This is a genomic window from Janthinobacterium sp. (assembly GCF_031995485.1).
In the GTDB taxonomy this organism is placed as follows: domain Bacteria; phylum Pseudomonadota; class Gammaproteobacteria; order Burkholderiales; family Burkholderiaceae_D; genus Janthinobacterium.
Genome location: NZ_DAMAGB010000020.1, coordinates 4,616 through 19,681 on the forward strand (window position 1 = coordinate 4,616; position 15,066 = coordinate 19,681).

General features: G+C 64.4%; 14 protein-coding genes. 4 read left to right on the forward strand and 10 right to left on the reverse strand.

Annotation, left to right across the window (positions count from 1 at the left end):
• Positions 1-598 (reverse strand): DinB family protein (locus tag RTQ46_RS13030; protein WP_312437122.1); only part of this gene is annotated, 598 nt, incomplete at its 3' end.
• Positions 599-615: 17 nt separating this feature from the next.
• Positions 616-1,608: an L-histidine N(alpha)-methyltransferase gene (egtD, locus tag RTQ46_RS13035; protein ID WP_312437234.1), complete on the reverse strand. Its 993-nt coding sequence runs from the start codon at positions 1,606-1,608 to the stop codon at positions 616-618.
• Positions 1,609-1,980: 372 nt separating this feature from the next.
• On the opposite strand from egtD, the gene RTQ46_RS13040 reads away from it, so the two are divergent.
• Both RTQ46_RS13040 and RTQ46_RS13045 read left to right on the forward strand, forming a co-directional pair.
• Positions 1,981-2,679, forward strand: coding sequence for an ABC transporter ATP-binding protein (locus RTQ46_RS13040; RefSeq protein ID WP_312437124.1), 699 nt, complete (start codon positions 1,981-1,983; stop codon positions 2,677-2,679).
• Between the two features lie 166 nt (positions 2,680-2,845).
• On the forward strand, positions 2,846-3,133 hold the full coding sequence (locus RTQ46_RS13045; protein WP_312437126.1) for a hypothetical protein: 288 nt from the start codon (positions 2,846-2,848) through the stop codon (positions 3,131-3,133).
• Positions 3,134-3,305: 172 nt separating this feature from the next.
• Here RTQ46_RS13045 and RTQ46_RS13050 read toward each other — a convergent pair whose 3' ends face one another.
• The 7 genes from RTQ46_RS13050 to RTQ46_RS13080 all read right to left on the reverse strand — a co-directional run bounded on the left by RTQ46_RS13050 (position 3,306) and on the right by RTQ46_RS13080 (position 10,114).
• A complete protein-coding gene (locus tag RTQ46_RS13050; RefSeq protein ID WP_312437127.1) occupies positions 3,306-4,067 on the reverse strand; it encodes a GNAT family N-acyltransferase in 762 nt (253 codons plus the stop codon).
• A gap of 106 nt (positions 4,068-4,173) precedes the next feature.
• Positions 4,174-5,022, reverse strand: coding sequence for a formate dehydrogenase accessory sulfurtransferase FdhD (gene fdhD / locus RTQ46_RS13055; RefSeq protein WP_312437128.1), 849 nt, complete (start codon positions 5,020-5,022; stop codon positions 4,174-4,176).
• Positions 5,023-5,074: 52 nt separating this feature from the next.
• Positions 5,075-5,764 (reverse strand): hypothetical protein, encoded by a 690-nt coding sequence (locus RTQ46_RS13060; RefSeq protein ID WP_312437129.1) that lies wholly within the window; start codon positions 5,762-5,764, stop codon positions 5,075-5,077.
• A gap of 91 nt (positions 5,765-5,855) precedes the next feature.
• A complete protein-coding gene (locus RTQ46_RS13065; protein ID WP_312437131.1) occupies positions 5,856-7,313 on the reverse strand; it encodes a Ppx/GppA phosphatase family protein in 1,458 nt (485 codons plus the stop codon).
• Positions 7,314-7,476: 163 nt separating this feature from the next.
• Positions 7,477-8,559, reverse strand: a complete 1,083-nt coding sequence (locus RTQ46_RS13070; protein WP_312437133.1) for an ionic transporter y4hA — start codon at positions 8,557-8,559, stop codon at positions 7,477-7,479.
• Between the two features lie 90 nt (positions 8,560-8,649).
• Positions 8,650-9,801 carry a GGDEF domain-containing protein gene (locus tag RTQ46_RS13075; RefSeq protein WP_312437135.1) on the reverse strand — a complete coding sequence of 384 codons (1,152 nt, stop codon included), beginning with the start codon at positions 9,799-9,801 and terminating at the stop codon, positions 8,650-8,652.
• Between the two features lie 37 nt (positions 9,802-9,838).
• Positions 9,839-10,114 (reverse strand): hypothetical protein, encoded by a 276-nt coding sequence (locus RTQ46_RS13080; protein ID WP_312437136.1) that lies wholly within the window; start codon positions 10,112-10,114, stop codon positions 9,839-9,841.
• A 138-nt stretch (positions 10,115-10,252) separates the two neighbouring features.
• Between RTQ46_RS13080 and RTQ46_RS13085 the strand changes: the two genes are divergently transcribed.
• Together RTQ46_RS13085 and RTQ46_RS13090 are read left to right on the forward strand one after the other, a co-directional pair.
• Complete coding sequence (locus RTQ46_RS13085; protein WP_312437138.1) at positions 10,253-11,035, forward strand: transferase spermidine synthase; 783 nt, start codon at positions 10,253-10,255, stop codon at positions 11,033-11,035.
• 126 nt (positions 11,036-11,161) lie between these two features.
• Positions 11,162-14,038, forward strand: a complete 2,877-nt coding sequence (locus RTQ46_RS13090; RefSeq protein ID WP_312437140.1) for an EAL domain-containing protein — start codon at positions 11,162-11,164, stop codon at positions 14,036-14,038.
• Positions 14,039-14,132: 94 nt separating this feature from the next.
• On the opposite strand, the gene RTQ46_RS13095 is transcribed toward RTQ46_RS13090, so the two are convergent.
• On the reverse strand, positions 14,133-15,014 hold the full coding sequence (locus tag RTQ46_RS13095) for a LysR family transcriptional regulator (protein WP_312437142.1): 882 nt from the start codon (positions 15,012-15,014) through the stop codon (positions 14,133-14,135).
• Positions 15,015-15,066: the final 52 nt, after the last annotated feature.

The following is a 15,066-nucleotide window of genomic DNA, read 5'->3' on the forward strand; positions in this document are numbered from 1 at the left end:
CGCTCAGGCCGCCGTCGAACGCGATCCAGCCCGCCTTGCCCGCCTGTTGCTGCGCCGGCACGGCGCGCGCCGCAGGCAGCTCCAGATAAGCAGGAAACAGCGCGCTTTGCGCCAGCAGGTGCTTGACGTCGGTCAGCAGCAGTTCCTGGTGCTGCTGTTCATGCTGCAGGCCCAGCGTCAGCAGCGCGCAGACTTGCTCATGCTGCGCCGGCGCCAGCGCGCCTTCCAGCAGGCGCGCCATGCGCGCGTCGACATCGGCGCGGTAGGCGCGCACCTGCGCCATGCCGGGCCGGGTCAGCAGGCCGCGCTGCGCGCGCGGGTGCTTGTCGCCAATGCCGTTGTAATAGGAATTGAACAGCACGCGAAACGCCGGATGGAACGGCGCAAAGTCCGCTTCCAGCGTTTCGAGGATAAAGGTTTCAAAGAACCAGGTGGTATGCGCCAGGTGCCATTTGACGGGGCTGGCGTCCGGCATCGACTGCGCGCCGCAGTCTTCGTCGGACAGCGGTTCGGCCAGCCGCAACGAGTGCTCGCGCACCTGGCGGTAATGATCGAGCAGGGGATGGCTGGCGGGGGCGATGGGGTGGGCTAGGTGCATGATGGTTCCTTGTCGCGTCAGTCGCGGATGGCGCGCGCGTGGATCACGGCAAACCAGTTCTGCTCGTCGGTCCAGATATTGGCGGCGGAAAAACCCGCCTGTTCCAGCAGCCCGACGAAACTGGCGCGCGTATATTTATAGCTGTCTTCTGTATGGATGCGTTCGCCTTTGGCAAAGCGCCGCTGGCCACCCTGCCAGCGTACCAGCTGTTCGCTGCGCGCTTCCAGGTGCATTTCGACGCGGCTTTCGCCGGCATTGAAAAACCCATGGTGCTGCCACTGGCGCACGTCGAAATCGGCGCCCATCAGCAGGTTCAGATGGCGCAGCATGTTCAGGTTGAAGGCGGCCGTGACACCGATCGCGTCGTCATAGGCGGCGTCGAGGATGGCCTCATCCTTGATCAGGTCGACGCCGATCAGCAGCCCGCCGTCGGAACCGGCATTGGCGCGCACCTCGCGCAGGAACGCGATCGCCTGTTCCGGCGCGAAATTGCCGATCGAGGAACCGGGATAGAAAAACGTGCGCCGGCCGCTGCGCACGCTGTCAGGCAGGTCGAGGCCGCTGAAAAAATCCAGCCCCAGGCCCAGCATGTCGATCTGCGGAAAGCGCTGCTGCAGGCGGCTCAGCGACTCGCTGAGAAAATCGTAGGAAATGTCGATCGCCACGTACTGCCCCGGCTGCAGCAGCGGGAACAGGCCGGCCGCCTTGGCGCAGTTGCCGGCGCCCAGGTCGATCAGGGTGCTGCCCGGCCCCACAGCCTGCGCGATGTCAAAGCCATGGCGCGCAAAGATGGCCGCCTCGGTGCGGGTCGGATAATACTCGGGCAAGGCGCAGATGGCCTCGAACAGTTTCGAACCCAGCGCATCGTACAGGTATTTGGGCGAGGTCCAGGCGGATGGCGCCAGCAGGCCTTGGGCGATCTCGGCTATCGTTGCAGGAGTGGCTGCGGCCGTGGAAAGGGGCGCGGCGGCGCGCTGGCGATGGTCTGTCGATGGCTGCGCAAAAGTCATGGTCATGGGCTGGCTGAGATCGTTAATCGGGGATAGTTGCAAAGGCTCACTGCAAAGGGCAAAGCACGTCGCGTCATAGCGAAAACGGGCGGCAGCTACCATCTCCGCAACTGCATGCCGATGACGTTTTCCCATCATAGCCGAATATTCAAACCCCAGCCGTACGCCAGTTCACGCCCACTTTATTGCGTCCGAAGTGAATCGAATTTGAATCCAATCTGCACTTTGTTGCGTAAATGCAGTTGTGCAAGCAAAAGAAACAAGCCTGTCGTATACTCCACGTTGCCGGCCGAACAATCCGCCGCGCGCCAAAGCAGTTCCCAGGCACCCCTCTTCCCTGCGTGCCGCCCTTTTTTTACGATCGCTACCACCATGCTCGAATTGCGCCATCTGTCCAAATCCTATGCCAACGCGCGTCCCGTGCTGGCCAATCTGTCGTGCCGCTTCGAGGCGGGCGAGTTCATTGCCATCATGGGCGACTCCGGCGTCGGCAAGTCGACCCTGCTCAACCTGATCGCCGGCCTCGATACGCCCGATACAGGTCCCGGCTTCGAAGCACAGCCCATCCTGGTCGATGGCATCGCCATGTCCAGCCTCGATGACGCCAGCGCGACGCGCTTGCGCCGCGCCCGCATGGGTTTCATTTTCCAGGCGTTTCACGTGCTGCCGCACCTGACCCTGCTGCAGAACGTGGCCCTGCCGCTGCTGCTCAATGGCCTGCCACAGGAACGCGCCGCCAGCATGCTCGACGCGGTCGGCCTGGGCGGACGCGGCGGCGACTTTCCGCAGCAGCTGTCGGGCGGCGAAATGCAGCGCGTGGCGATTGCCCGCGCCCTGGTGCACAAGCCGGCGCTGGTGCTGGCCGATGAACCGACCGGCAACCTCGACCCGGAAACGGCGCACGGCATCCTGCAGTTGCTGCGCGCCGAGATCAAGGCCAATGGCAGCTGCGCCATCATGGTGACGCATTCGCTGGCTGCGGCCGAGATGGCGGACCGGACCCTGATACTGACGCGCAATGGCCTGCAGGATGCGAGTGCGCCAAACAAAATGCGCGAAACACTTAGTTAATTTTACTGACCATCTATCACAATTTTTGTTATCGTAGTATTATTTTGAAAAATTGCTTTCGCGCTAATGTTGTTTGACATTTTGTACAGCGAAGGCGCTGCTGCGATAACGACTACCGCGGGGCCAGGAATGGCCCCGTCCCCACCCTGGCCTGAAGGAGGAGTATATGAACGTTCGGCAAAAGAAGCTGGAAATGATTGAAGCGATGAACCGGGCACGCGCGCTCGAACCATCGAGTTTTGTTCCCAACAAGCTGCTCGATACCTTGATCGAAAAGCTGAATCTGAAAAACGATGCGGAATTGTGCCGCGTGCTGGAAGTGCAGCCGCCCATCATCAGCAAGATTCGTCACGGCAAGCTGTCCGTGGGTGCAACGATTTTATTGCGCATGCATGAAAAATCGGAGATCTCGATCCGCGACCTGAAGGAACTGTCCGCGACCTCGACGCACTGAGCACCATGGTATTGCCTGGCCTGGCCCGCGCCTGTTGCGCCGCCCACTATGGCCAAGACATCTGCAGTCCGCTCATCAATGAGCAACCCTGGCAACATCACGGAAGCACAGCCCAAACCATGCTGTCTGTTTCTGCCACCAGGTTTTACAACGCACTACTCCCAATATTTCCTCATACCGGCGTCACGCCATAATGACGCGCATAGCGCTCGTCCAGGTTTGCCAGCGGCATCATCATGAACATGTCGGCGCTCTCGAAATCCGGATCCCAGGCCGGTTCGCCGCAAATCCACGCGCCTGAACGCAGATAACCCTTGATCAGCGGCGGTACCTGCGGCTTTTGTGCCGCTTCCACCTGATGGATCGGAAATGGCAGGTGCGGCGTAACGCGGTATTCGGCCGGCGCCAGGTGCCTGGCCGCCAGGGACTGATATACAGCCACCGCATTGTGGCCGCCATCGGCCAGGCTGATGCTGGCGCAGCCGACCAGATAGTCGCAGCGTTCGCGGCGCATGTATTCGGCCAGGCCCGACCACAGCAGCATGATCACGCTGCCGCCACGGTACTTGGGATGGATGCAGGCGCGCCCTGCTTCGACCATGCGGCCACGCAGGTGGTTCAGGCGGCTCAGATCGAATTCATTCTCGGAATACAGCCGGCCCAGCTTGGCCGCCTTCGAGGCACCCAGCACGCGGTAGGTGCCCACCACTTTCAGCGTATCGGCGTCGCGCACGACCAGGTGATCGCAATGCGCGTCGAACTCGTCGCTGTCGAGGCCGTCGGCATTGGCCAGCGAGCTCAAGCCCATGCCTTCGATAAATACCTTGTAGCGCAGGCGCTGCACTTCGCGCAGCTCTTCGGCCGTGCTTGCCTGGCTGAGTACCAGCTGTACCGGCCGCGACTTGATGTCGTTTGTAGCGATTATGTTTTGCATGGTGTCATCCCTGGTGATCAAGACGACTCCAGCGTACTTGCCAAATATGTCAGGAAAATGACAGTGGAATGTCATTTCCGTGACGCAAGTCAAATCCCGCGGCTGGCTACACGGCGGCTTGCAGCGTGATGTGTGGCGTGTAATCAACAAACGCATCCTGGCGGCAGAAACCCGCCAGTTTCATGCCGGCCTGCGTGGCGATCCGGATCGCCAGCGAACTGGGAGCGGAGATCGTCGCCAGCAGCGGAATCTGCATGCGCGCCGCCTTGCGCACCAGCTCATAGCTGCCGCGGCTCGACAAAAACACGAAGCCGCGCCGCATGTCGATGCGCTGCAGGGCCAGGTGGCCGATCAGCTTGTCGAGACCGTTGTGGCGCCCGACATCCTCGAACACCTGCACGATGGCGCCTTCCGGCGTACACCAGGCGGCCGCATGCACGCCGCCGGTTTCCTGCATCAGCGCCTGGTGCACGCGCAGTTCGCCCGAGGCGCGCGCCAGCGCCAGCGGCAGGTCGACCGTGATCACGGCCGGCGGCAGCGGTTCGGGCAGCAGGTCGAGCAGTTCCAGGCTGTCGATGCCGCACACGCCGCAGCCGGTGCGGCCCGTCAGCGCGCGGCGGCGGTCCTTCAGGCGCACGAAATCCTCCTGTGCGATGGTCATCGCCACTTCGGCGCTGTCCGCGTGCAGGAATACTTCGCAATCGAAAATGGCGGCGGCCGACGCCACCACGCCCTCGGTCAGCGCAAAGCCATAGGCAAACGCTTCGAGGTCGCGCGGGGTAGCCATCATGACCACATGCGAGATGCCGTTGAAGACCAGCGCGACGGGGATTTCTTCGGCGACGCGGTCGATGGCGGGAATGGAGGTGGCGCCGCGATGGCGCACAATGGCGCGCTCGACAAAGCCGGCGCGTTCAATTTCAGGAACTTCAGTATCTGCTGACATGGCTACCATGGAATTTCGATGCAAACCCCATGGTAAACCAGAATCACGGCGCAGGCAGACATCAGTCCTTTTTGGGACGGCCCGTTTTCAGCTGCGGCAGGCCGGCCAGCACGTTTTGCAGGGTAGCCAGGTCGATCTGGCTGATCAGCGCCACGCCGATGCGCAGCAGTTCGCTTTTCTTGATCTCGAAGCCGGCTTTCAGGCAGGCTTTTTTCACCTGGCCCAGGACTTCATATTCGGCTTCCGGCATGGTGAAGCTGTCGCGCACCAGCTTTGGCTTGCGGGCTTTTTCCTTGGCGGCGGCAGCGGCGCTGACCTTGGCGGCAGGCGCCTTTTTGGCGGCGGCCGGCTTGGCGGCTGCTTTTGCAGCGGGCTTGGTTTCCGCCTTGGCTGCCGGCTTGGCCGCTGCTTTCGCAGCCGGTTTGGCAGCGGCTTTGGCCACTGGCTTGTCGGCCGGTTGTGCCGCAGCTTTTGCCGCAGGCCTGGCTGCTGCAGCCGCCTTGGCGACAGCTGGCTTGGCGGCAGGCGCCGGCTTGGCTGCTGCCTTGAGCGCAACCGGCTTGGCTGCGGCTTGGGCTACCGGCTCTGCCGCAGGCTTTGCTGCTGCCCTGGCGCGTGGCTTGGCCGGTGCCTTGGCGGCGGGCTTGGCCGCCACCGGTGCGGCATCGGCAGCGGCCGCATTGATCGATTCGCTGGTCGGGAACATCGAAGCGGCAGCGGCGGGTTTTTTTTCTGGCGCGGTTTTGGTCATGTGTCATCCATTCTGATAATTAATATAAACAATATATACTGTTTTACGCAAAAATGCTTGTCGCACATTAAGTGCGGCACGTGAAATTTTTTCAGGCGCTGGCGCGTATCGTGAAATCGACGCCCACCTCATCCCAGAATTCCTGCTCCTTTTCGATCCAGTACGACACGGTCGGATGGTGGGCCACCCAGCTGCGCTTGATGTCGAGATCGATGCGGCTTTTCATGCGCAGGCGCAGCTCGCTGAAATCGGCCTCGATGCGCGCATGCATCAGCAGGATGGACAGGCGCAGCGCCAGCACGGCCTTGGCAAAGTCGGGGTCGGCCAGCACATCGTCGATCTTGCGCAGGTTGCCCTTCTGCGCCAGGATCAGCCGGCTCATGGTCTTCTGTTCGCGCGTGGTGAAACCGGGCAGGTCGGCGTTTTCGATAATGTAGGCGCCATGCTTGTGATAGCCCGTCTGCGACACCACCATGCCCGTTTCATGCAGCAGGCCGCTCCAGCGCAGCGACTTGACCAAGGCATCCGACGTCGGCTTCAGCTGCGCGTACAGGGCCAGCGCCTGCTCGGCCACCTGCTGCGCGCGGCGCTGGTCGACATGGAATTTGTCCATGCAGGCCTGCACCGACTGTTCGCGCCGGTCGCGCTTGGTGGAGCGCAGGAACAGGTCCCACATCACGCCCATGCGCAGGCCCGCCTCGATCGGCGTCATGACGGGAATATCGAGTTCGCGGAACAGGCCGATCAGGATCGCCAGCCCGCCGACGATGGTGCCGGCGCGGTCGGGCCGCAAGCCGGGCAGATCGATCTTGCTGGTGTGGCCCAGTTCGATGAAGCGGCGCGCCAGCGCGTCCAGGCTGGGGCCGGACAGCAGGCCGTCGCCCAGCTTGTTGCGCGCGATGATGTCGGCGATGGTGCGGATGGTGCCCGACGAGCCATAGGCCGTCTTCCAGTGCTGCGGCAGGTAGGGCGGCGCGGCGTCCTCGAAATGGCTGCGCGCCGACAGGATGGCCGCCTCGAACGACGGCGCGTCGATGCGCCCGCCGATAAAGAACGACAGGCTCTGCTTGACCGTGCCCAGGCTGAACGATTCGACCCGCTCCACATCCTGGCCGCGGCCGAGGATCAATTCGGTCGAGCCGCCGCCGATATCCATCACCAGGCGCCGCTCGCCGGGGTTCGCCAGCGAATTGGCGACACCCATGTAGATCAGCCGGCCCTCCTCCTCGCCCGAGATGATCTCGATCGGGTAGCCGATGGCGGCTTCGGCCAGTGGCAGGAACACGGCGCCGTTGCGCGCCACCCGCATGGCGGAGGTGGCCACCACGCGCACGGCGTCGAGCCGATAGGCGTCGAGCACGGCGCGAAAGCGCTGCAGGCAGGCCAGCGCGCCCTGCATGGCCGCCTCGGTCAGGTCGCCATGGGCATCCAGGCCGGCCGCCAGGCGGATCGGGTCGCGCACGCTCTTGACGACGCGGATGGTGTCGCCGTCATGCTTGCCGACGTGTAAACGAAAACTGTTGGACCCCAGGTCCACCGCTGCATACATACTGGCCTCTTGTCTGGTCGCTGCCACGCCCGCAAACACAGCGGACGCGCATGGAAATTATATAAATCATTTAAACGATTTAAAAATCCTACCACACTACCCCCATGTTATGACAGGCGCATGACAACATGGTGACAAGCTGGGCCCGATTTCACACGAATGCCTATGGCACGATGGTGGTAAACAGGTAGACGGCAAAGATCACCAGGTGCACCGTGCCCTGCATCACTGTGGTGCGGCCGGTGCCCAGCGACAGCGTGGCCACCATCAGCGACAGCAGCAGCAGCACGGTCGACTTGATGTCCAGGCCCAGCGTGATGGTCAGGCCGGTGGCCAGCGACACCACCACCACCGCCGGAATGGTCAGGCCGATGCTGGCCAGGGCCGAGCCGAGCGCCAGGTTCAGGCTCGTCTGCAGGCGGTTGGCGCGCGCGGCGCGCACTGCCGCCAGGCCTTCGGGCAGCAGCACGATGGCGGCGATCACGATGCCGACCAGGGTTTTCGGCGCGCCCATGGCGGCGATCGCCGTTTCCAGCGCGGGCGCCAGCGATTTGGCCAGCAGCACCACCGCGCCCAGGCACACCAGCAGCGCCACGGCGCTGATCCACGCCACGGTGGGCGTGGGCGGTTCCGCATGCACCTCCTCGTCGCCGACGGCCTCCTTGGGCAGGAAGTAGTCGCGGTGGCGCACCGTCTGCACCAGCACGAAGGTGCCGTACAGCACCAGCGAAATGACGGCGATAAAGATCAGCTGGCTCGAGTTGTAGTACGGGCCGGCCGCGCTCGACGTGTAGTTCGGCAACACCAGCGTCAGGATGGCGATCGCCGCCAGCGTGGCCAGCGAGGCGCTCACGCCCAGCAGGCCAAAGGTCTGCTCCCTGTGGCGCCCGGCGCCCAGCAGCAGGCAGATGCCGACAATGCCGTTCAGGATGATCATGATGGCGGCGAACACGGTGTCGCGCGCCAGGCCCGTCGTCTCGGGACCGCCCGCCAGCATCAGCGAGACGATCAGCGCCACCTCGATCAATGTCACGGCCAGCGCCAGCACCAGCGTGCCGTACGGCTCGCCGATGCGGTGCGCCACCACTTCGGCGTGGTACACGGCGGCCAGCACGCTGGCGATCAGCCCCACCACCAGCAGGATCTGGTAAGCGCCGCCAAAGCCGAAGCTGGCGCCACCGAGGAACAGCCAGCCCACGATCGGGGCGGCCAGCGGCCATACAGGCATGGAAGGAAGACTTTTCATAGGGTAGCCCGGGCAAGAGTGAATAAAGGACAGCAAAAGACAATGTCTTTCGCATCATAACTTGCTTGGCTTAAATGAAAGTTAGGAGAGTCACACCTCGAGTGTGGCCGCTTCGGGCGCCGCCATCACGCGGTTGCGCCCCGCTTCCTTGGCCGCCTGCAGCGCTTCGTCGGCGCGCTTGAACAGGCTGACGGTGCTGTCTTCGGCGCGGATGGTGGTCACGCCCAGGCTGGCCGTCAGGCTCAGCACGGCTTTTTCCGTCTTCACGGGCAGGCCGGCAACGGCGGCGCGGATACGCTCGGCCACCATCAGCGCGTCGGGCAGGCTGGTGCGCGGCAGCTGGATCGCAAATTCGGCGCCGCCCAGGCGGCCCATCAGGTCGCTGTCGCGCAGCTGCTGGCGGCAGATGTCGACCACGCTTTTCAGCACCGCGTCGCCGACCGGATGGCCGTAGCTGTCATTGACGCGCTTGAAGTCGTCGAGATTGAGCACCACCAGCGCGGTGGGCAGGCCGGGGCGGCGCGCCAGCGCCATCCACGGCGCCAGTGCCTGGTAAAAGCCGCGCCGGTTCGGCACGCCCGTGGCCGCGTCGATCACTTCCAGGCGCGCCAGTTCGCCGCCCAGCTTTTCGCGCGACAGCAACAGATAGCCGAAGGCATTGGTCAGCATCATCAGGTACAGCGCGCCGAAGCCGGCCAGCTGCATCCGTTCGGCGTCGAAGCCCGGCACGAACACGGCCAGCACCCCGCGCGCGGCGATCAAGAGCGATAGCAGGCCCATGGCGACGGCCAGGAAGCGGCGCAGCATGCTCGCCTCGCGCCACTGCAAGGATAACGCCGCCACGCCGGACAGGAAGAAGCCGGCCACGATCAGCGAACCGCCGGCATTGCGCAGCAGCGGCGCCATGTCGAACAGATAGCACAGCGCATACAGGGCGATGGCGGCGCCCAGCGCCGGCAGCAGGCGGCGGCGCCAGCCGTGCTTGCCGGCCGCCTGCCACAGCGCGCCCGCATCGAGCGCCATGCCGGCGAACAGCAGGCTGCTGCCGACCAGGATGGACAGGAAATCGGGCAGCACGCCGCGCAGGTACAGCAGGCACCAGGCGATGGCCTGGCATTGCTTGGCGACCGCCCAGGTCGACATGCCGAACGACTTCTTGCGTTCGTATTCAAAGAAGAACAGGGCCGCGCACAGGCTCAGGTTGCCAAGCGCGAGGGCCATCACCAGGGTCTTGATATCCATGATTTATGTCCGGGCCGGCGGGCCGCTGCGGGGCAGCTCAGATCTCGTGTTCGACATTGGTGCTGCCGTCGCCCACCTTGCTGGCCCAGGCCTGCACGAAATACTGCTTTTCCGCTTCGCTCGGCGCGTCATACCAGAACACGATCAGCGTGCCCTTGTGGTCGTGGATCTGCGCGACTTTTTCGATGAAGTTCAGATTGGCCGCCTGGTCGGCCAGCGCGGCGGCATAGCCGTAGACGCGCGTGAGCCGCTCGATGCGGTCGGGCTCGGTAAAACTGTTGGTGGCCGTGATGGTGGGGTGATCCAAAAACATGCTTGTCTCCATGGTGCCCGATCATGCAGCCTGGAACGCCGCGGCCCTATGGGGATTATAAATCGGGTATGCTCTCGGGAGCTTATCAGATTTCTCTGTATGCAACAAAATATACCCCTCGAAACCACACGCTGATTCATGCCCACCGACCAGCAGAGCGCCCACGACACCCCCCATGTGCATACCGACGGCGACCGGCGCCGGCTGGAGTTCAGTCCCGGCATGATCCAGAGCGAAATGCTGCTGTCGCGCCCCGACCATCTGCTGCTGCGCTATGCGCGCGCCATGATGTGCTTCACGCTGTTCGTGCCGCGCCCGCGCCATATCCTGATGGTCGGCCTGGGCGGCGGCTCGCTGCTGAAATTCTGCCACCGCCACCTGCCCGAGGCGCGCATCACGGTGCTCGAACTGCGCGCCGACGTGATCGCGCTGCGCGAGCAATTCATGGTGCCGCCCGACGACGCGCGCCTGCGCATCATCGAGACCGACGCCGTCAGCTATATCCGCCAGCACCCGGCCTGCGCCGACGTGCTGCTGCTCGACGGTTTCGATGACAGCGGCCTGCCGCCGGCACTGGGCAGCGCGCGCTTCTATGCCGACTGCCTGCGCGCGCTGGTGCCCGGCGGCGTGCTGGTCGCCAACCTGTTCCATTACGACCCGCACTATGGCGCCATGGTGAAACGCCTGATGCTGACCTTTCGCGGCCTCGTGTGCAGCTTCGATGGCATTGCCGGCAACAACCGCATCATCTTTGCGGCCAAGCCCGAACGGCAACAATCCGGCCGCGCCAGCGCAGGCCGCGCCGCGCGCACCGTGCGGCTGGTACGCTGGCGCACGCTGTTCGGCCTGGCGTTCCTGAACCGCCTGCTGCCAGCCTGGCAGCTGTGGCGCTTGCAGCGCCGCCGCAGGCAGCCTGGCTGAAGCTGTTGCATATTGACACCAGAGCGATGCAAAATCAGCACGCCGCGCAGCGTTTATGACACACTACCCGCTCTGCCGGCCTGCTGATGCTGCAAGCCTCTCCATCTTCGAATGAGACACTTCCCCATGCTGCGTGGCCGCCTGCCCTATTCCATTTCCGCCGCGGCCGCGCTGACCCTGGCGTGCGGCCTGTCGGTGACGGTGGTGCTGTTTGCCGCCATCAGCCAGCTCGAATACGACAAGATGAGCCTGAGCCTGCAGCAGCGCGCCGGCGCGCGCGTGGCCGCCATCGAGCAGGGTCTCGACGATGCGGTCGAGGTGCTGACCACTACCAACCAGCTGTTTGCCGCCATCGTGCCCGTCACGCGCCAGCAGTTCCACGACTTCACCACGCCGCTGCTGCAGCGCCATCCGTTCATCCAGGCCTTCAATTTCCACCGCCGCATGCCGCATGCCGACCGCGCCGCGTTCGAGGCCGAACTGCGCGCCATCGTGCCCGGCTACCGCATGATGGAGATGCATGACGGCGCGATCCTGCCGGCGCCCGTGCGCCCCAACTACCTGGTGGTCGACTACCTGGAGCCGATGCAGAACAACCTGCCCGCCTTCGGCCTGAACGTGCGGCCGGACGGCTTGCTGGCCGGCGCCCTCGAACAGGCGGTGACGGGCAACCTGACGGTGGCCACCGGCCTGCTGTCGCTGGCGCAGGGACCGCAGCGCGGCTTCGTCATCCTGCGGCCCGTGTACCGCCACGGTGCGCCGCTCGACACCCCGCAGCAGCGCCGCGCGGCGGTCATCGGCGACACGGCCGCCGTGATACGCGCGGCTGAACTGGTGCAGAAAATTCTGTCCGGCGCCGAGCTGCTGGACGATCCGCAGCTGGAGCTGGCCGTGTATGCCAGCGCCGGCGCCGATCCGCAGGCGCTGCTGTTCCGGCACGGCGCGGTGCCGCCGGACCGGCAGGCCATGGGCTGGCACGACCTGCCGCGCTGGCTGCATTTCGCCTACAGCAATCAGGTTGACAGCGGCTTTGCCGCCGCCGGCCGGTCCTGGCACGTGCGCGTGACGGCCCATCCGCGTCCTTTCATGGCCGACCATCTGGGTTCGCTGTTCACGCTGATCACGGGCCTGCTGTTTTCCGCCCTGACCGCCGCCTTCGTGCAATCGCTGACGCAGCGCTCGCAGCGCGTGCAGCTGCTGGTGGAACAGCGCACGGCGGACCTGAAGCGCAGCAATGAACTGCTGAGCGCAGACGTGCGCGCACGCCAGCGCACCGAGCGTGCGCTGCAGGAAAGCGAAAAACGCTTCCGCCGCCTGCTGGCCCTGTCGTCGGACTGGTACTGGGAACAGGATGCCAACTTCTGCTTCACGCATATCACCAGCGGCTTTGCCGACAAGTCGAACATGCCGCTCGAACGCTTTATCGGTGCCACGCGCTGGGACCATAATCCCGAGATGCGCAATACGCGCTGGGGCAAGCAGCATATCGCCACGCTGCAGGCGCACCAGCCGTTTTTTCACCTCGAATATGCGATGGCCGACCGCGACGGCAAGCTGCGCTGGTTCAGCATCAATGGCGAACCGCTGTTCAGCGAGCTGGGCGACTTCAAGGGTTACCGCGGTACCGGCTCCGAGATCACCGAGCGCAAGCTGGCAGAACAGCAGATCCAGCATATCGCCCACCACGACGTGCTGACCGGCCTGCCCAACCGCGCCCTGCTGCGCGACCGGCTGGCGCAGGCGATGGCGCTGGCGCGCCGCAAGGGCCGCGCGCTGTGGGTGCTGCTGATCGACCTGGACCGCTTCAAGTTCGTCAACGACAGCCTGGGCCACAAGGCCGGCGACCTGCTGCTGAAAACCATCGCCGCACGCCTGCAATCGAGCCTGCGCGAAAGCGACACCGTGGCGCGCCTGTCGGGCGACGAATTCGTCGCCATTCTGTGCGAGCAGCCCGACGAAGTGCTGGGCATCGGCGTGGTGCAGCGCGTGATGGACGCCGTGGCGCAACCCGTGATGTTGGATGGCAAGGAATTCTTCGTCACCTGCAGCATCGGCGTGGCCGTCTACGACATGACGCAATTCGACGCACCCGGCGACGTGACCCTGAACGGCGAGACGCAGAACCTGATCGAACAGGCCGACATCGCCATGTACAGCGCCAAGAAACAGGGGCGCAACAACATCAAGTTCTATACCAAGGCGATGAACCAGGCCACGCTGGAGCGCCTGCGCATCGAAACGGCGCTGCGCAATGCGCTGGAGCGCGGCCAGTTCGTGCTGCATTACCAGCCGCAGCTGGACCTGGAAAGCGGGCGCATCGTCGGCGTCGAAGCGCTGCTGCGCTGGCGCCACCCCGAGCTGGGCATGGTGGCGCCGAGCCGTTTTATCGCGCTGGCCGAAGATACGGGCCTGATCGTGCCGATCGGTGCCTGGGTAATGCGCACCGCCTGCGCGCAGATGCAGGCCTGGCATGCGGCGGGACTGGGACCGCTGCGCCTGGCGGTGAACCTGTCGGCGCGCCAGTTCAACGAACCGAACCTGGTGGCCTCGATCGCCGACGTGCTGGCGCAGACCGGGCTGGCGCCGGGCTGCCTGGAACTGGAGCTGACGGAAAGCCTGTTCATGCACGACGTGGCGCTGGCCGTGAGCCAGCTGCACGACATGAAGGCGCTGGGCGTGCAGCTGTCGATCGACGATTTCGGCACCGGCTATTCGAGCTTTGCCTACCTGCGCACCTTCCCGATCGACGTGCTGAAAATCGACCGCAGCTTTGTCGGCGACGTGGCCAGCGATGCCGATGACGCGGCCATCGTGGTATCGATTATCGCGCTGGCGCACAACCTCAAATTGCGCGTGGTGGCCGAAGGCGTGGAGACGGCGGAACAGCTGGACTACCTGCGCCGTAACGGCTGCGACGAAGCGCAAGGCTATTATTTCAGCCATCCGCTGCCGGCCCAGGAAGTGGAGCTGCTGCTGCGCGGCGAGATCGTGACAGCCGCGTAGGTCGGATCAGCGCGCCAGCGCGTAATCCGACAACCAGCGGCGCCAACAATGTTGTCGGATTACAGCGCTTTGCGCCTGATCCGACCTGCCCGACCTACAGTTTTTGCTGCAGGAATTCCAGGAAGCAGCTGATGCGCTGCGCCAGCTGGGTGTTGCGGTAGTAGACGGCGTGGATCTGCTGGCGGTAGCCGGTATAGAACGGCTGCAGCACCTTGACCAGCCGCCCGGCCGCGATATCATCGCGCGTCATGAAGTCGGACAAACACACGATGCCCTGGTCGTGCAGCGCCAGCTGGCGCAGCGTCTCGCCGCTGGAAGCGGCCAGCGCCGGCACGATCTGCAGGCTGTTGCCCGCTTCGTGGCGCAGCGGCCAGTTGTTGCCCAGGTCATACTGGGCAAAGCCCAGCACGGCATGGTCGGCCAGCTGTTCCGGCGTGGCCGGCTCCCCATGGCGCGCCAGGTAGGCTGGCGTGGCCAGTATATGCAGCGGACTGGAACTGAGGGCGCGCGCATGGAGGGTCGAGTCGGCCAGCGCGCCGATGCGGATGGCGATATCGGTGCGATGTTCGAGCAGGTCGGCGATCTGGTCGTTGCTGGTCAGTTCCAGCCGGATCTCCGGGTATAGCGCGCGAAATTCGGCCACGTGCGGCACCACGCAGTGGAGCATGAACGGCGACGCGGCGTCGACGCACAGGCGCCCGGCCGGCTTCTGGCGGCGGATGCGGATCGCCTCTTCCACGTCTTCCATCGAGGCCAGGATGGTGCGCGCCTTGTCGAGGAACAGCTTGCCCTCTTCCGTCAGCTCCATGCGGCGCGTGGTGCGCGTCAGGAGCGAGGTGGCCAGCTTGTCTTCCAGGCGCGACAGCGCGCGGCTCACGCCCGAGGTGGTCTGGCCCAGGTGCACGGCGGCGGCACTGAGGGTGCCGCTGTCGATCACGGTCACGAAGATGGTCAGGTCGTCCGAATTGATATCCATTGTTGCCCTTGTTTCACAGATACGGGCATTATAATGGAATCACAGCAATAGT